Source organism: Streptomyces sp. NBC_01264, assembly GCF_026340675.1.
GTDB lineage: Bacteria > Actinomycetota > Actinomycetes > Streptomycetales > Streptomycetaceae > Streptomyces.
On the sequence record NZ_JAPEOX010000001.1, the window covers coordinates 2,341,893 to 2,356,803 of the forward strand.

17 protein-coding genes are annotated in these 14,911 nt (G+C 71.2%); 7 read left to right on the forward strand and 10 right to left on the reverse strand.

Going from position 1 to position 14,911, the window contains the following annotated elements; all coding sequences use genetic code 11:
• Positions 1-42: 42 nt before the first annotated feature.
• Together OG435_RS10700 and OG435_RS10705 are read left to right on the forward strand one after the other, a co-directional pair.
• Complete coding sequence (locus OG435_RS10700; protein WP_266876578.1) at positions 43-411, forward strand: hypothetical protein; 369 nt, start codon at positions 43-45, stop codon at positions 409-411.
• A complete protein-coding gene (locus OG435_RS10705; protein WP_266876579.1) occupies positions 404-838 on the forward strand; it encodes a hypothetical protein in 435 nt (144 codons plus the stop codon). Before OG435_RS10700 ends, OG435_RS10705 begins: the two co-directional genes overlap by 8 nt.
• Positions 839-875: 37 nt before the next feature.
• Here OG435_RS10705 and OG435_RS10710 read toward each other — a convergent pair whose 3' ends face one another.
• The 3 genes from OG435_RS10710 to OG435_RS10720 form a co-directional block, all read right to left on the reverse strand.
• Positions 876-1,382 (reverse strand): GNAT family N-acetyltransferase, encoded by a 507-nt coding sequence (locus tag OG435_RS10710; protein WP_266876580.1) that lies wholly within the window; start codon positions 1,380-1,382, stop codon positions 876-878.
• Positions 1,383-1,419: 37 nt separating this feature from the next.
• On the reverse strand, positions 1,420-1,980 hold the full coding sequence (locus OG435_RS10715) for a sigma-70 family RNA polymerase sigma factor (RefSeq protein WP_266881621.1): 561 nt from the start codon (positions 1,978-1,980) through the stop codon (positions 1,420-1,422).
• 73 nt (positions 1,981-2,053) lie between these two features.
• Positions 2,054-3,226, reverse strand: a complete 1,173-nt coding sequence (locus OG435_RS10720) for a glycerophosphodiester phosphodiesterase (RefSeq protein WP_266876581.1) — start codon at positions 3,224-3,226, stop codon at positions 2,054-2,056.
• A 307-nt stretch (positions 3,227-3,533) separates the two neighbouring features.
• Between OG435_RS10720 and OG435_RS10725 the strand changes: the two genes are divergently transcribed.
• Positions 3,534-4,163 carry a lysophospholipid acyltransferase family protein gene (locus OG435_RS10725; RefSeq protein ID WP_112453204.1) on the forward strand — a complete coding sequence of 210 codons (630 nt, stop codon included), beginning with the start codon at positions 3,534-3,536 and terminating at the stop codon, positions 4,161-4,163.
• Positions 4,164-4,169: 6 nt separating this feature from the next.
• On the opposite strand, the gene OG435_RS10730 is transcribed toward OG435_RS10725, so the two are convergent.
• The 3 genes from OG435_RS10730 to OG435_RS10740 all read right to left on the reverse strand — a co-directional run bounded on the left by OG435_RS10730 (position 4,170) and on the right by OG435_RS10740 (position 7,807).
• Positions 4,170-5,645 carry a membrane-associated oxidoreductase gene (locus OG435_RS10730; protein WP_266876582.1) on the reverse strand — a complete coding sequence of 492 codons (1,476 nt, stop codon included), beginning with the start codon at positions 5,643-5,645 and terminating at the stop codon, positions 4,170-4,172.
• A gap of 69 nt (positions 5,646-5,714) precedes the next feature.
• Positions 5,715-7,259, reverse strand: coding sequence for an MFS transporter (locus OG435_RS10735; protein ID WP_266876583.1), 1,545 nt, complete (start codon positions 7,257-7,259; stop codon positions 5,715-5,717).
• The gene (locus OG435_RS10740; protein WP_266876584.1) at positions 7,256-7,807 is read right to left on the reverse strand and encodes a TetR/AcrR family transcriptional regulator; all 552 of its coding nucleotides are present in this window, start codon (positions 7,805-7,807) and stop codon (positions 7,256-7,258) included. The genes OG435_RS10735 and OG435_RS10740 overlap by 4 nt, the downstream gene beginning before the upstream one ends.
• A gap of 85 nt (positions 7,808-7,892) precedes the next feature.
• Here OG435_RS10740 and OG435_RS10745 point away from each other — a divergent pair, with 85 nt between their 5' ends.
• On the forward strand, positions 7,893-8,402 hold the full coding sequence (locus OG435_RS10745) for an HAD domain-containing protein (protein ID WP_266876585.1): 510 nt from the start codon (positions 7,893-7,895) through the stop codon (positions 8,400-8,402).
• 243 nt (positions 8,403-8,645) lie between these two features.
• The gene (locus OG435_RS10750) at positions 8,646-9,071 is read left to right on the forward strand and encodes a hypothetical protein (RefSeq protein WP_266876586.1); all 426 of its coding nucleotides are present in this window, start codon (positions 8,646-8,648) and stop codon (positions 9,069-9,071) included.
• Positions 9,072-9,134: 63 nt separating this feature from the next.
• Here OG435_RS10750 and argH read toward each other — a convergent pair whose 3' ends face one another.
• Together argH and OG435_RS10760 are read right to left on the reverse strand one after the other, a co-directional pair.
• A complete protein-coding gene (argH, locus tag OG435_RS10755) occupies positions 9,135-10,565 on the reverse strand; it encodes an argininosuccinate lyase (RefSeq protein ID WP_266876587.1) in 1,431 nt (476 codons plus the stop codon).
• A 121-nt stretch (positions 10,566-10,686) separates the two neighbouring features.
• Entirely contained in the window at positions 10,687-11,880 is a 1,194-nt protein-coding gene (locus tag OG435_RS10760) for an argininosuccinate synthase (protein WP_243334137.1), read from the reverse strand.
• Positions 11,881-12,076: 196 nt separating this feature from the next.
• Here OG435_RS10760 and OG435_RS10765 point away from each other — a divergent pair, with 196 nt between their 5' ends.
• The gene (locus OG435_RS10765; RefSeq protein ID WP_266876588.1) at positions 12,077-12,658 is read left to right on the forward strand and encodes a pyridoxamine 5'-phosphate oxidase family protein; all 582 of its coding nucleotides are present in this window, start codon (positions 12,077-12,079) and stop codon (positions 12,656-12,658) included.
• 33 nt (positions 12,659-12,691) lie between these two features.
• Positions 12,692-13,360, forward strand: coding sequence for a L,D-transpeptidase family protein (locus OG435_RS10770; protein WP_266881626.1), 669 nt, complete (start codon positions 12,692-12,694; stop codon positions 13,358-13,360).
• On the opposite strand, the gene OG435_RS10775 is transcribed toward OG435_RS10770, so the two are convergent.
• Together OG435_RS10775 and OG435_RS10780 are read right to left on the reverse strand one after the other, a co-directional pair.
• Positions 13,357-14,283 carry a hypothetical protein gene (locus OG435_RS10775; protein WP_266876589.1) on the reverse strand — a complete coding sequence of 309 codons (927 nt, stop codon included), beginning with the start codon at positions 14,281-14,283 and terminating at the stop codon, positions 13,357-13,359. The genes OG435_RS10770 and OG435_RS10775 overlap by 4 nt on opposite strands.
• Positions 14,284-14,371: 88 nt before the next feature.
• Positions 14,372-14,908 (reverse strand): arginine repressor, encoded by a 537-nt coding sequence (locus tag OG435_RS10780; RefSeq protein ID WP_266876590.1) that lies wholly within the window; start codon positions 14,906-14,908, stop codon positions 14,372-14,374.
• Positions 14,909-14,911 lie beyond the last annotated feature (3 nt).

Sequence of the window (14,911 nt, forward strand, 5' to 3'; positions counted from 1 at the left end):
GGTGAGCGCATCGGGTCTTTCGGCCCGTAATACCCTCGCTGCATGCTCGACGCCCTGACGGTCGCCATCGGCGTGGCCGCACTCGCTCTCGCCGCCTGGTGCGGTGTCGCCGCCTGGCGGGACCAGCCGACCAAGGACTGGCACTTCATCGGCATGGCCGTGGTGACCGTCCTGGTCCTGGCCCAGCTGGTGATCGGCCTGGTCCAGCTCGGCCGGGGCGAGAAGCCCGGCCAGGGCACGGTGCTCTTCCTCGCCTACCTGGTGGGCGCCTTCGCGACCATCCCGGCGGCGGGGTTCCTCTCGCTGAGCGAGCGGACCAAATGGGGTTCGGTGACGGTGGCCGCGGGAGCGGTCGTCCTCGCCGTGCTCGAAGTACGGCTCTACGACATCTGGGGAAACACCGGTGCCTGATACCGACACGGACGCCACGACCGCCGCCACCCCGCCGGCCGGGCGCAAGCGACTGGTGACCGGGCCCGGGGTGCTGCTGGTCTGGTTCTACGGAGTGATCACCGTCGGTGCGGTCTCGCGCTCGATCTACCAGATCTCCACCGAATTCGACCGGGCCCCGCTCGCCTACTCGCTGTCGGCCGTGGCCGCGCTCGTCTACGCCTTCATCACGTACTCGCTGGTGCGCGGCGGGGAGACGGCCCGCAAGGCGGCGCGGATCTGCTGCGCCGCCGAGCTGGCCGGCGTCCTCGTCGTGGGCACCTGGACCCTGGCGCGGCCCGAGGCCTTCCCCGACGCGACCGTGTGGTCGGACTTCGGGATGGGGTACCTGTTCATCCCGGTGATCCTGCCGATCACCGGGATGCTCTGGCTCCGGGCGAAGCGCTAGACGCCCGGCCGGCTCAGAGGCTCAGGCGCTGAGGTGCTCAGGCGCTGACCGCGAAGTCGGTGGCCTCCTTGGCCTCCTTCTCCAGGATCACCAGGCGGACGCCGTCGGACGCGGTGCGCCCGCCGACCTGGGTGTAGCCGGCCTTGCGGTAGAGCCGCAGGTTCGACTCGCTCTTGTGGCCGGTGAACAGCCGGAAGCGGGTGGTCGCGTCGTTGCCCGACAGGGCCGCCTCGACCGCGCTCAGCAGCCGGGCGCCGAGGCCGTGGCCCTGGAGCCGGGGGTGCACGCAGAGCTTGGCGATCTTGCCGGTGCCCTCCTCGTCGACGGTGCCGCGCACGGCTCCGACGATCTCCTCGCCGAGCCGGGCCACCAGGACGGTGTCCGCGGCCAGCTCGGCCTTGAGGGAGTCCAGGGACTGGGTGAGCGGCTGGATGCGGTAGTTGCCGTACAGCTCGGCCTCGCTCTGGAACGCCAGATACTGCAGCTTGATGATCTGCTCGGCATCCTCGGCAGTTGCCGCCGAAATGGTCACGCTCATGCCCATGTGCGCATGCCTCCCGCTCACCTGGTGGCCTTTTGGTCTACCGCTCCATTCCCCGCAGGGCGGGAGCCGCAACCTCTACGGCCAGCATTCTGCGCAGACATCCCAGGCATCGGGAACGGACTGGCCCCAAACTTCCTTGTGAGATACCCAACTCTCCTGCGATTTCACGGTAGGTGAGGTCCCTCGGCGAAAGAAGTGCCCTCATGAGCTCCGGACACCTTCCGGGCAATCGGGCGACCGCCGATCGGAGGGCCCGGTTCTCCTCGCCGTGCAGGAGGGCGTCTTCCGGTTCCGTGCCCGTGCTGGTACGGGTCCCCGCGCCTTGCACGGACGGCCGGTCGTACGGAACTTCGCGCCGTGCCCTGCGCCGCGCGCGGCGGGCTTCCCCGCGCACCGCCCGCCGCAGCCAGTCGGCGGGTTCGGCGGGGATGCGCCGGTGCTCCAGCAGCCTGACCCAGACGGCTTGTTCCAGGTCGGCGGCGTCCACTCCGGTGCCCGCGGTCTCCGCGGCGGCTTCGGCCGAGAGCAGCGGGCGGAGCTTTTCGAACAGATCGGGGAGACCGGGGAGATCGGGGAGGTCAGCCTTCAGCAGGTCCATGCCGGGCGGGACGCGAAGGCCGTGCCGGGCGGTTTCCCCGCCGGGCACGGCCCACTCGTACGAGAAGCTCCGGTCAGGCGTTGACGCCTCGGCCCGGGCGGAAGGCCTCCGCCGCGAGCAGCCCGGTGTCGGGCTGGTCGGTGAAGATGCCGTCGATGCCCTGCTCGAAGTAGGCCTTGAAGGCGCCGAAGGCGTCCCCGTAGGCCGTCGGGTCGGTGCCCTTGCGGAAGTCGGCCGGCAGGAAGTTGTTCTCGTTGCGCGCCGTGTAGGGGTGCAGGATCAGCCCCTGCGCGTGGGCGTCCGCGACCAGGGTGGTCGGGGCGCCGAGCTTGCCGGCCGCGTCGCGCGGCAGGATCAGGTCCATGGTCGGCCCGATGCCCTGGGCGAAGCCGGCGATCCACCGCAGCCCCTCGGGCTTGACCAGATCGGCGACCGTCCGGGGGTCCTTGGCCAGCTCGAAGTCCCACGGGCGGGTGCCCGCCGCGGAGAGGAGCACCACGCGCGGGGCGGAGACCAGCCGGGAGAGCCGCTGGATGCTGGAGGGTTCGAAGGACTGCAGGAAGAGCGGGGCTCCCCGGCGGTCGCGCCCGTAGCGGCGCAGCAGCTTGGCGAGGGGCTCCTCCAGGCCGAGACCGAGGCCCCGGAAGTAGCTCGGGTGCTTGGTCTCCACGTGCAGCCACACGCGCTTTCCGCGGCGGCGTCCCTCGCGGTCGGCCCAGCGGAGCACCTCTTCGAAGGTGGGGACGTCCCAGCGGCCGTCGTAGAGCGTATTGCGCTGGCGGAGGGCGGGGATGCGTTCCTTCGCCCGCAGGGTCTTGAGCTCGGCGAGGGTGAAGTCCTCGGTGAACCAGCCGGTGACCGCGACCCCGTCGACCGTCTTGGTGGTCTTGCGGGACGTGAAGGCGACGTGGTCCGCGACGTCCGTGGTGCCGCCGATCTCGTTCTCGTGGCGGCACACCAGGTGGCCGTCCTTGGTGGGCACGAGGTCCTGTTCGACGACGTCGGCGCCGAGGTCGAGCGCGAGCTGGTAGGAACCGAGCGTGTGCTCGGGCCGGTAGCCGCTGGCTCCGCGGTGTCCGATGACCGTCGGCACCGGCAGGTCGCGGTACCCGCCGCCCGGGCCTCCCCCGTGGCCGCTCTCCGACGCCGCGGCCGTACCGCCCGCCGCCAGTCCGCCGAAGGCTCCGCCCGCCGCCACGACGGCCGCGCCCAGTACCGTGCGCCGCGCTGCCCCACCCTGTGTCATGAGTGCCCACTCCCCATCGGACAAGGGGCGGGCGTCCCGGGATCTCCGGGGCCTGCGGCCCGAATCCGCGTGCCGATGGTAGGCAAGAGTCGGTGGCGGGCGGGGGTGCGCGGGCGGAACACGGCGGAAACGTGCGTCAACACTGCGTATCCACCTCGTGAACCCGATGTGCGATCAGAGCGGACCCGCGAGTATCGTCCTCACCTGCACTACCGCCGAGTGGTGGGTGCGAGAACCTTAGCTTTTCGATGCCGGAGGGCCCACGTTGTTCCGTACGCGCCTGATCAAAGCCACTGTCGGACCCGTCATGCGCCTGATGTTCCGCACCCGCGTCGAGGGCATCGAGAACATTCCGGGCACCGGGCCGGTGATCCTCGCGGGCAACCACCTCACCTTCATCGACTCGATGATCCTGCCGCTGGTGTGCGACCGCACGGTCCACTTCATCGGCAAGGACGAGTACGTGACCGGCAAGGGCATCAAGGGCCGGGCCATGGCCTGGTTCTTCACCGGCGCCGGCATGATCCCGGTGGACCGCGACGGGGCCAACGGCGGCGTCGCCGCCCTGATGACCGGCCGCCGGATCCTCGAAGAGGGCAAGATCTTCGGCATCTACCCCGAGGGCACCCGCTCCCCCGACGGCCGCCTCTACCGGGGCCGCACCGGCATCGCCCGCCTGACGCTGATGACCGGCGCGCCCGTCGTCCCCTTCGCGATGATCGGCACCGACAAGCTGCAGCCCGGCGGCGCCGGCATGCCGCGCCCGGGCCGGGTCACCGTCCGGTTCGGCGAGCCGATGGAGTTCTCCCGGTACGAGGGCATGGACCGCGACCGCTACGTGCTGCGCGCCGTCACCGACTCGGTGATGGCCGAGGTCATGCGTCTCTCGGGCCAGGAGTACGTGGACATGTACGCGACCAAGGCCAAGGCGGCCTGAGCCCCGCTACTGCCGTTGCAGTGACCGGCTGACGCCCGCCGCGGTCGTCGTGGCGAGGACCCAGCCGGTCACGATCAGCAGGTACGAGAGCCACTGGTACCAGCCGTCCGGCGCGTAGGCCGCCTCCTGGCCGAAGCTGATGATCGGCACCATCAGGTCGAGCGTGTAGAAGACCGGGTTGAACTCCGGCGCCTCCCCCTGCTTCAGCTCCCGCGGCGGGTGGAGCCCGTACGCGAGGCTCCCCGTGATCAGCAGCGCCAGCAGCCAGCCCGCGGCGCGCAGCGGTCGGAACCCGTAGCCCACGGTGGCGTCCTGGAGCAGCCCCCAGAACCGGGCGGCCCGGGGCAGGGTGCGGCGGTGGCGCCGCAGCTTGGCGAGCAGGACGGTCCGCGCCGCCGCCTCGTCGCCCGCCGTGCGGTAGGCCGTGGCGAGCTGTTCGTAGGCGTGCGGGAGGTAGCCCGACTCCTCGCGCTCCAGCACGGGCAGCCTCTGCTCGGCGGGAACGTGCGGGCTGAGGGCGCGGTAGGCGAGTCCGGCGATGCGGACCTGCGGCGGCCAGGTCTCGGGCGTGATGTGGAGCAGGTCGAACTGGGAGCGGCGCAGGTTCACGCCGCCCTGGACGGTCGGGCAGTTGCGCAGCCACACCTCGCCGGCGATACAGCTGGAGGCGCGCAGGGCGACCCCGCCGGGGTTGATGAGGCGGGCGTAGGCGAGGTTGAGCTGGCCCGGTATCCGGGAGCCGGTGAGGTTGACCCGGCCCCGGGCCTCCAGTCGCATGGCGCGCAGGTCGGTGCCGACGCTGAGGATCTCGGCGTGCAGGGCGGTCGCGCCGGGGGCGAGGAGCCGGGCGTCGTCGAAGTTGATCTGGCCGCCGACGGTGGCGCCGTTGATGCGGGTCTGGCCGTGGACCGTGAGCTCCATGGCGATGACGTCGGTCCCGATGTCGGCGTGGTTGAACCGGAGCGCCGGCTCCTGGCCCTCCTCGGCCGGGCCCGCGATGCCGATGACCGCCTTCCGGAGGAAGAGTCCACCCGCTATCCGGGCACCCGCGAGGCGGACCGGCCCGGTGATGCGGCAGCAGGACAGCTTGAGCGCGACTTCGACGCTGACGGTGTCCGCGGTGAGGCCGGGAAGGGTGGAGTCGTTGGCCACGAAGACCCGCAACTTGGCTCCGTAGAGCAGGGGCTTGCGTTCGAACCAGCAGGCCCGCAGCCGGATCGGGTGCTCCACGACGGCGTACTTGAGGTTCAGCTTGCCGGTGATCCGCGCACCGCGGACGTTGAGTCCGGCGACCTGCCCTTCGGCGGTGGGGCCGCCCAGCAGGAGCGCGGTGAGGACCTCGGCGCGCACGGTCCGTTCGGGCCCCCAGTCGGCGCCGCCGGCGCCGGTCTCCTCGGGGGCCTCCAGGAAGTCGACGCGCTCCCCGCGGGGAAAGGCGTCCCATACGCGGCGCTCCGCCGGGGTCAAGTCGTTGATCTCCATCGCCGGGATGGTGTCCCGCGCGTCGACGGACTGTCAACTCCGCGCGGGACACCGCTCTCTGGCGAGGCGTCAGTGCTCGATGCCGTCCTGGAGCTCCTGCCCCTTGAGGAGGAACCAGGCGGCCACGGCGGTGGCCAGCAGGACGGCCGCGCCCACGCCGGAGGCCAGCCGCAGGCCGTCCACGAAGGCCTCCTGGGCGGCGCCGACCATCTGCTGGGCGGTCTGCGGGTCCAGCGACTTGGCCGCTTCGACGGCTCCGCCGAGCGATTCGTGGGCGGCGTCGGCGACCGGCCCGGCGACGGAGGCCGGGGCGGTGAAGCTCTGGTAGACGCCGGTGACGACCGAGCCGAGCAGGGCGATGCCGAGGGCGGCGCCCAGTTCGTAGGCGGTCTCGGAGACGGCCGAGGCGGAACCGGCCTGCTCCTTGGGGACGCTGGAGAGGATCACGTCGGCGGTGACCGTGAAGGAGAAGCCGGCGCCGAGGCCGACGACGAGCAGGGCCGCGCCGAGCAGCGGGTAACCGGTCTCCTTGTGGATCACGGTCAGCGCGGCCAGCGCGATGCCGATGGCGGCGAGGCCTCCGGTCACGATGACCCGTACCCCGTACTTGCGGGCGTACCTGCCCGCGACCAGGCCGGTCGCCACGGCGCCGATGGCGGCGGGCAGTTCGGCGAGGCCCGCCTCCAGCGGATCGCGGCCCTGGACGAGCTGGAGGAACTGGGAGAGGAAGAAGACCAGTCCGGACAGGCCGAAGACGGTGAGCAGGTCGGCGAGGACCGCGCCGGAGAACCCGCGGTGCTTGAACAGCCGCATGTCGAGGAGCGGGGACGGCAGCGCGAACTGGCGTCGTACGAAGGTGTAGAGGGAGCCCGCTCCGATGGCGGCGGCCACCCACACCTCCCAGCCCAGGCCGTGGGTGGCGACCTGCTTGACGGCATAGACCACGCCGATGATGCCGACGAGGGAGAGGCCGACGCTGAGCAGGTCCCAGGGGCCGGCGACCGGGTTCTTGGACTCGGGCAGCAGCTTGATGCCGACGATGACCAGGACGATCATCACGGGGAGGTTGATGAGGAAGACCGAGCCCCACCAGAAGTGCTGGAGCAGGGCTCCGCCGACCACGGGGCCGACGGCCGCGCCGGCCGAGGCGGTGGCGCCCCAGATGCCGATGGCGAGGCTGCGCTCCTTGGGGTCGTGGAAGATGTTGCGGATCAGCGCGAGGGTCGAGGGCATCAGGGTCGCGCCGGCCACGCCGAGCAGGGCCCGGGCGATGATCATCATCTCGGGGCTGGTGGCGTAGGCGTTGAGGACCGAGACGGCGCCGAAGGCGGTCGCGCCGACGAGGAGGAGCTTCTTGCGGCCTATCCGGTCGCCGAGGGAGCCCATGGAGACGAGCAGGCCGGCGATGACGAAGGAGTAGATGTCGCCGATCCACAGGAGCTGGGTGCCCGAGGGCTTCAGGTCCTCGCTGAGGGCCGGCGTGGCGAGACCGAGTACGGTGGCGTCGACGGCGACCAGCAGGACGGCCAGTACGAGCACGGAGAGCGCGAGCCAGCGCCCGGGGCTCCGGCCCTCCGCCCCCTTCGTCCGGGTCAGCTGTTCGGTACGGCTCATTTCTCCACACTCCGTCTAGCGCCACCGAGCAGCAACTCGGTGATCATGTACGAGAAGTCCTTGGCCGCGACCCGGCCGTCCATGACGGCCCAGGCGCAGGCGCCGATGAGGCTGTACAGCGCCTCGGTGAGCCAGGCGGGGCTCAGATCGATCCGGATGTCGCCCTCGTGCTGGCCGCGCCGGAAGAGCTCGCCGACGCGGGCGTCGAGCCGGGCCCAGCCCTCGTTGACCTGGTCCCCCTCGAAGAGCTGGTTCTCGGTGACGAGGAAGGCAAGCAGCTCGGCGTTGGGCTCCGCCTCGGCGACGAGCCTGCGGAGCGCGTCCACGGCCGTGCCCTCGCCGAGGCGGGCGTTGTCGAAGGCCACCTCGAACTCCCGGATCCCGAGCTCTTCGAGTGCCCGTACGAGGGCGTCGCGCCCGGCGAAGTGCCGGTGGAGGGTCGCGCGGCCGATGCCGGCGGCCCTCGCGACCTCGTCCATCGTGGCGGTCGATTTGCGGGAGAGCAGAGCGGCGGCGGCGCGGAGCACCTGATCACGATCCATGGCCATGAGACAAGCATAGCCCGAATGAGACGTCCACGTCTCATTAAATAAATGAGATGCCCCTCGGGGCGACGAGAGGAACCCTTCCGGAATGATGCCCCTGCTGCTGATCGACGTGGACGGACCGCTGAACCCCTACGCGACCAAGCCCCAGCGCCGCCCCGAGGGCTACCTCACCCACCGGATGCGCCCGACGGGCTGGACGCGGGCCAAGAGCGCGAAGCCGCTGCGGGTCTGGCTGAATCCCGGCCACGGCGAGGAACTGCTCGCGCTCGCGGAGGCGTACGAGCTGGTCTGGGCCACCACCTGGAAGGGCGAGGCGAACGAGTGGATAGGCCCGCACCTGGGCCTGCCGGAGCTCCCCTGGATCGACTGGCCCCAGATGCACGGGCGGGCGCCGCGCGGGACGTTCTGGAAGACGCAGTACATCCTCGAGTACGCGGGCGAGCGGCCCTTCGCCTGGATCGACGACGACATCACCGACATGGACCGCGCGTACGTGGAGCAGCGCCACCCCGCTCACGCGCTGCTGCTGCGGATCGACGAGCGGATCGGGCTGGTCCGGGCCGACTTCGACGCACTGGCGGACTGGGCCGCGTGATGACGAACAGCGATTCAGGCACTACTACCCGCGTTCGCCGCAGTGATGCGAAAGCGTCAACAGCCTCGGAAAAGACTTCGCCATCGAACGAATGCGCTCACGCCGCACGGCTTGATCATTTGGAGTGACCGGGCCCCCGATCCCTTCCCCGAGCGGCCGGGCGGGGAGGAACCTCATCTCTCGTGAGCCCTTACCCGGGGCGGGTTCACCTGCATCGATTCCACCTTCGGCAGGGAGAGAACCATGAACGTGTCCAAGAAGCTTGCCCTCGGAGCCGCGGCGACGGCCCTCATGATCGGCGGCGCCGTCGCGGCGTCCTCGGCGTCCGCAGGAACCAACCACCCCGTCGCCGGGGCCGCGGTGACCACCACCGCCTGGGCCAAGGTCGCCGCGAACGGACAGATCCTCGGCGGGCAGGGCATCACCGGGATCAACAAGTTCGGCATCGGCCGGTACAACATCACCACCAGCGTCGGCCTCAACGGGTGCGCCCTCCTGGGCACCGTCAACACCAACGGCGGCAACGACCCCGGTCCGGGCAGCTCCTCCGTCCTGGTCGGCCAGGTGAACGGGAACACCCTCTTCATCCGCACCGCGACGCCGTCCTCCACCGGCAACGCCACCGTGGACAGTGACCGGCCCTTCTCGGTCACCATCGTCTGCGCCTGACCCGGACACACCGGAGGGGCGGCCGGGGCCCGAAGGCTCCGGCCGCCCCTCCGGGCACCGCGGTCAGTTCTTGTGCGTGGCCCAGGCGTGCTGGATGACCAGGTCGGCCTTCAGCTCCGTCAGCTGGATCGCGACCGCCGACGGGGCGGTGCCGCCGCGGCCGTCGCGGGAGGCCAGCGCGCCCTTGACGTTGAGGACCGTACGGACCTCCGGCGTCAGGTGCTCCGAGATCTTCGCGAACTGTTCGTCCGTCAGCTCGTCGAGCTCGATGCCGAGCCCCTCGCACTCCTTGACGCAGCCGCCGGCCACCTCGTGCGCCACCCGGAACGGCACGCCCTGCTTGACCAGCCACTCCGCGATGTCGGTGGCGAGCGAGAAGCCGGCCGGGGCCAGCTCCTCCATCCGCTCCCGGTTGACCGTGAGGGTGGCCATCATGCCGGTGAAGGCCGGCAGCAGGACCTCGAGGGTGTCGCAGGAGTCGAAGACCGGCTCCTTGTCCTCCTGGAGGTCCCGGTTGTAGGCCAGGGGAAGGGCCTTCAGGGTGGCGAGCAGGCCCGTCAGGTTGCCGATGAGGCGGCCCGACTTGCCACGCGCCAGCTCCGCGATGTCCGGGTTCTTCTTCTGCGGCATGATCGACGACCCGGTGGAGAAGGCGTCGTGCAGGGTCACGAAGGAGAACTCCTTCGTGTTCCAGATGATGATCTCCTCCGCGATCCGCGACAGGTTGATGCCGATCATCGCGGTGACGAAAGCGAACTCGGCGACGAAGTCCCGCGAGGCCGTGCCGTCGATGGAGTTGCCGACCGAGCCGCGCTCGAAGCCCAGCTCGGCGGCGACCGCCTCCGGGTCCAGGCCGAGCGAGGAGCCCGCGAGGGCGCCCGAGCCGTACGGGGACACCGCGGTCCGGGTGTCCCACTGGCGCAGCCGCTCCGCGTCCCGGGACAGGGCCTGCACGTGGGCCAGTACGTGGTGGGCGAAGAGCACCGGCTGCGCGTGCTGCAGGTGGGTCCGGCCCGGCATGGCCACGTCGGCGTGCGCCTCGGCGAGGCCGACCAGCGCGTCCTGGAGCTCGGCGACGAGGCCGCCGATGATCCGGGCGTGGTCGCGCAGGTACATGCGGAAGAGGGTGGCGATCTGGTCGTTGCGCGACCGGCCGGCGCGCAGCTTGCCGCCGAGGTCGGCGCCGAGCCGCTCCAGCAGGCCCCGCTCCAGGGCGGTGTGGACGTCCTCGTCGGCGATGGTGCCGGTGAAGGAGCCGCTCTCCACGTCGACCGCGAGCTGGTCCAGGCCGGCGATCATGCGGCCGAGCTCGTCGGCCGTGAGCAGACCCGCCTTGGCGAGCACGCGGGCGTGGGCCTTGGAGCCCGCGATGTCGTACGGGGCCAGGCGCCAGTCGAAGTGGACCGACGCGGACAGCTTCGCGAGGGCCTCGGCGGGACCGTCGGCGAACCGGGCGCCCCAGAGCCGGACGTCACCACCGTTGTTGCTGCTCACAGCTACTGCTCCTCAAGAACGTGCATGGCTTCGGATGTGCAACCGCCTCCCCGCCGCGGAGGTAACGGGGAGGCGGTTCGTACTGCGGGTACCCCGGTACCGAGGGTACGAACGGTGTGGATCAGGCGAGGTCGCGGCGGGCCGCGATCTTCGAGGACAGGCCGAAGATCTCGATGAAGCCCTGGGCCTTCGACTGGTCGAAAGTGTCGCCCGAGTCGTAGGTGGCGAGGTTGAAGTCGTACAGCGACTCGTCCGACTTCCGGCCGGTGACGACGGCGCGGCCGCCGTGCAGGGTCATCCGGATGTCGCCGCTGACGTGCTGGTTGGCCTCGTTGATGAAACCGTCCAGCGCCCGCTTCAGCGGGGAGAACCACAGGCCGTCGTAGACCATCTCGCCCCAGCGCTGCTCGACCTGCCGCTTGTAGCGGGCGAGTTCGCGCTCCACGGTGACGTTCTCCAGCTCCTGGTGGGCGGTGATCAGCGCGATCGCGCCCGGCGCCTCGTACACCTCGCGGGACTTGATGCCCACGAGCCGGTCCTCGACGATGTCGATCCGGCCGATGCCCTGGGCCCCGGCGCGCTCGTTGAGCTGCTGGATGGCCTGGAGCACGGTGACGGGCTTGCCGTCGATGGCGACCGGGACGCCCTCCTTGAAGGAGATGACGACCTCGTCGGCCTCGCGCGGGAGGGCCGGGTCCGCGGTGTACTCGTAGATGTCCTCGATCGGCGCGTTCCAGATGTCCTCCAGGAAGCCCGTCTCGACGGCGCGCCCGAAGACGTTCTGGTCGATGGAGTACGGGGACTTCTTGGTGGTCGCGATCGGCAGGTCCGCCTTCTCGGCGAAGGCGATGGCCTTGTCGCGGGTCATCGCGTAGTCGCGGACCGGGGCGATGCAGGTGAGGTCGGGGCCGAGGGCGGCTATGCCGGCCTCGAAGCGGACCTGGTCGTTGCCCTTGCCGGTGCAGCCGTGGGCGACGGTGCTCGCGCCGTGCTTGCGGGCGGCGGCCACGAGGTGCTTGACGATGGCCGGCCGCGAGAGGGCCGAGACCAGCGGGTAGCGGTCCATGTAGAGGGCGTTCGCCTTGATCGCCGGGAGGCAGTACTCGTCGGCGAACTCGTCCCTGGCGTCGGCGACCTCGGCCTCGACCGCACCGCAGGCGAGCGCCCGCTTGCGGATGACGTCCAGGTCCTCGCCGCCCTGACCGACGTCCACCGCGACGGCGATGACCTCGGCGCCCGTCTCCTCGGCGATCCAGCCGATGGCGACGGAGGTGTCCAGACCGCCTGAATAGGCGAGTACGACGCGCTCGGCCATGGGGCTACTCCTTACACAGTGCATCCGCCGTCAGGTCCAACCGCGGTAGGCATAACTATGCACTGCTCTGCATGTTTCGTCAATCGAGTCCGAGGGCACCCCGCGCTGCGCGGAGGTGGAGCTGCGCCGCTCCCGGCTCGGTCTCACCGGCTGGAATCCCGTGACCGGACCCAGAAGCGAGGGCGATAATCCGGTCATGGGAAAGCTCTACGATCGTATTGACGGCAGGCTCCGCACCTTCATCGAAGAACAGCCGATCTTCTTCACCGCCACCGCCCCGCTGTCCGGCGACGGCCACATCAACCTCTCCCCCAAGGGCCGCGCCGGGACGCTCGTCGTCATCGACGAGCAGACCCTCGCCTACCTGGACTTCGGCGGCAGCGGCGCCGAGACCATCGCGCACGTCCGCGAGAACGGCCGCATCACGCTGATGTGGTGCGCGTTCAGCGGGCCGCCGAACATCGTGCGCATCCACGGCGACGGCGAGGCCGTCTTCCGCGACGACCCGCGCTGGGACGGGCTCGTCGAGCTGTTCGGTGACGCCGACGGGCCCGCGGCGCGCGCGGTCATCCTGGTACGGGCCCGCCGGATCGCGGACGTGTGCGGTTACGCCATCCCCTTCATGGAGTACCAGGGCGAGCGCACCCTCCACGCGGAGTACTTCGGCCGCAAGACGGACGAGGAGTTCAACGAGTACTGCGAGAAGAAGGAGTTCATCGGAGTGAGCGTCGACGGCCTGCCTGCGCTGCCGCTGCCCCTTCCGCCCCGTACCGTCTGACATGTGCTGCGTACCGCGCTCCTCGCCACCTCACTGATCGTCACCAGCCTGCTGGTACAGGGCTCCCACGGTGACCCGCCGCTCCCCGCCCGGCTCGCCGACACCGGCGGCGGCAGCCAGCTGATCACCGCCGTGGCTCCGGCCCCCGGCTCCACGACCGGGCGTCTGACCTGGTGGGACCGGTGGGCGGGACGCTGGTACGCGGCGGGGAGCGCGCCGGCCCGCTTCGGCGCGAACGGGCTGACCGAGGGCGCGACCCGGACCCAGGGCACGGACACCACCCCGGCCGGCCTGTACGCGCTCCCCTACGCCTTCGGCATCGCGCCCGCCCCGGCCCGTACGGCGTCCCGCTACCGGCGGGTGACCCCCGACTCCTGGTGGTGCCAGGACAATGCCTCGGCGAGCTACAACCGCTGGGTGGAGCCGCTGCCCGCGGACTGCGCGCCCGGCGAGGCCGAGCACCTGACCGCGTACACGCAGCAGTACGCGCACGCCCTGGTCATCGCCTTCAACTACGAGCACCCGGTACGGGGCCGGGGCGCGGGCATCTTCCTGCACGTGAACGGCAAGGGCGCGACGGCCGGCTGCGTCTCGGTCCCCGAGAGCGCGATGCGCGCGGTGCTGCGCTGGGCGGACCCGCGCAGGCAGCCGCACATCGCGATCGGCACGGAGTCGGGGCCGCTCGCCGTCACCCGCTACTAGGAGGGGTCCCGGGTCCCGGGGCCCGACTGTTCGGCGTCCGAGGCCCGGTAGTGATACGCGTCCGCCCACCGGGCCTCGTCCCACCAGCTGTCGTCCTCGTCGGCATCGTCGTCGGCGCCGTCATCGTGGTCGGCGCCGTCATCGCGTTCGACCCGGTCGGTGCCGCGCCACCTGCCGCAGTCGTCGAGGCTCCTGAGCAGGTGGAGCCGCTGCCGCTCGTCCAGGCCTTCGACAGCGGGGTGCCGCTCGCCGTGGATGCGGTCCCACAGGGGGTCGCCGGACTCCGTACGGGCGCGGACCGCCTTGGCGAAGCCGTCGGCGTACCAGAGCAGCCCCAGGCAGAGGGCCGTCACGCCCGAGGCGGCCCATTCCAGGACACCGTGCGGGCGGGACACCACCAGCAGTTCGGCGGCCGCGATCCAGCAGACCACCAGCAGGACCACGCCCACACAACCGCAGCAGGCCCGCAAGCTGCCCTCTGTGACGACGGGCGGGCGCGGGCGCACGGGCAGCAGGGCCTCCCGCTCCTCGCGGTGGGCGAAGCGCACGGTCGCGTACTCCGCGTCGTGGCGCTCGATCCAGCCGATCGACACCGGCTCGGGATCATGGCGGCGCAAGGCCTCCAGCAGACCGGCGGGCACCGGGTGGGCGGGGATCGGGCCGGGGCCGCGGCCCGTCTCCGTCAGGAGCACCGCGCCGTCCGCGTCGATGTCGAGGCGGCCGCCCCGGAGCAGTTCGGCGGCGGCCGCCCCGGACTCCTCGTTCTTCAGCGCGGCGGCGTGGTACGGCTCGAACTCCAGGGCGGCGACCCGCCCGAGGAAGGCGCGCCACAGCCGGACCCGGCGCCGCCAGCGCAGGCCGATGGTCCCGTAGACGGCGAGGGCCGCGGCGAACACCGTTGCGGCGAGGACGACTTGGAGCACGTCCCGAGGCTACGGCCGCGGGCGCGGGACCCGGGAAGGGTTTTCCGGGCGCCACGGGCCGGACGGTGCCGGACGGAGCCGCGGGGGCTCAGCCTTCCTTCTGCGCCAGCCTCAGCAGGTGGTCGGCGAGGGCCTGGCCGCCCGCAGGGTCGCGGCTGATCAGCATCAGGGTGTCGTCGCCCGCGATCGTGCCGAGGATGGCCTGGAGTTCGGCCTGGTCGATCGCGGAGGCGAGGAACTGGGCCGCACCCGGCGGGGTGCGCAGGACCACGAGGTTCGCGGAGGCCTCCGCGGAGATCAGCAGCTCGCCGGAGAGGCGCCGCATGCGCTCCTCCTTCGCCGACTCGCCGAGCGGCGCCTGCGGGGTGCGGAAGCCGCCCTCGCTGGGGACCGCGTAGATCAGCTCGCCGCCGGTGTTGCGGATCTTCACCGCGCCGAGCTCGTCGAGGTCGCGGCTGAGCGTCGCCTGGGTGACGCTCAGCCCGTCGTCGGCGAGCAGCTTGGCCAGCTGGCTCTGGGAGCGGACCGGCTGCCGGTTGAGGATGTCCACGATCCGGCGGTGGCGGGCGGTGCGAGTCTGCGGAACGGACTGCCCGTTCTGCTCGTATTCCTGCGCCTGACTCATCGT

Excerpts from the sequence above, each read along its gene's own strand:
- OG435_RS10720 (WP_266876581.1), bottom strand. The coding sequence starts at position 3,226 with ATGACACAGGGTGGGGCAGCGCGGCGCACGGTACTGGGCGCGGCCGTC.
- OG435_RS10715 (WP_266881621.1), bottom strand. The coding sequence starts at position 1,980 with ATGGACCTGCTGAAGGCTGACCTCCCCGATCTCCCCGGTCTCCCCGAT.
- OG435_RS10750 (WP_266876586.1), top strand. The coding sequence starts at position 8,646 with ATGAACGTGTCCAAGAAGCTTGCCCTCGGAGCCGCGGCGACGGCCCTC.
- OG435_RS10730 (WP_266876582.1), bottom strand. The coding sequence starts at position 5,645 with ATGGAGATCAACGACTTGACCCCGGCGGAGCGCCGCGTATGGGACGCC.
- OG435_RS10780 (WP_266876590.1), bottom strand. The coding sequence starts at position 14,908 with ATGAGTCAGGCGCAGGAATACGAGCAGAACGGGCAGTCCGTTCCGCAG.
- OG435_RS10725 (WP_112453204.1), top strand. The coding sequence starts at position 3,534 with ATGCGCCTGATGTTCCGCACCCGCGTCGAGGGCATCGAGAACATTCCG.
- OG435_RS10745 (WP_266876585.1), top strand. The coding sequence starts at position 7,893 with ATGATGCCCCTGCTGCTGATCGACGTGGACGGACCGCTGAACCCCTAC.
- OG435_RS10700 (WP_266876578.1), top strand. The coding sequence starts at position 43 with ATGCTCGACGCCCTGACGGTCGCCATCGGCGTGGCCGCACTCGCTCTC.
- OG435_RS10710 (WP_266876580.1), bottom strand. The coding sequence starts at position 1,382 with ATGGGCATGAGCGTGACCATTTCGGCGGCAACTGCCGAGGATGCCGAG.
- OG435_RS10740 (WP_266876584.1), bottom strand. The coding sequence starts at position 7,807 with ATGGCCATGGATCGTGATCAGGTGCTCCGCGCCGCCGCCGCTCTGCTC.
- OG435_RS10765 (WP_266876588.1), top strand. The coding sequence starts at position 12,077 with ATGGGAAAGCTCTACGATCGTATTGACGGCAGGCTCCGCACCTTCATC.
- OG435_RS10760 (WP_243334137.1), bottom strand. The coding sequence starts at position 11,880 with ATGGCCGAGCGCGTCGTACTCGCCTATTCAGGCGGTCTGGACACCTCC.
- OG435_RS10735 (WP_266876583.1), bottom strand. The coding sequence starts at position 7,259 with ATGAGCCGTACCGAACAGCTGACCCGGACGAAGGGGGCGGAGGGCCGG.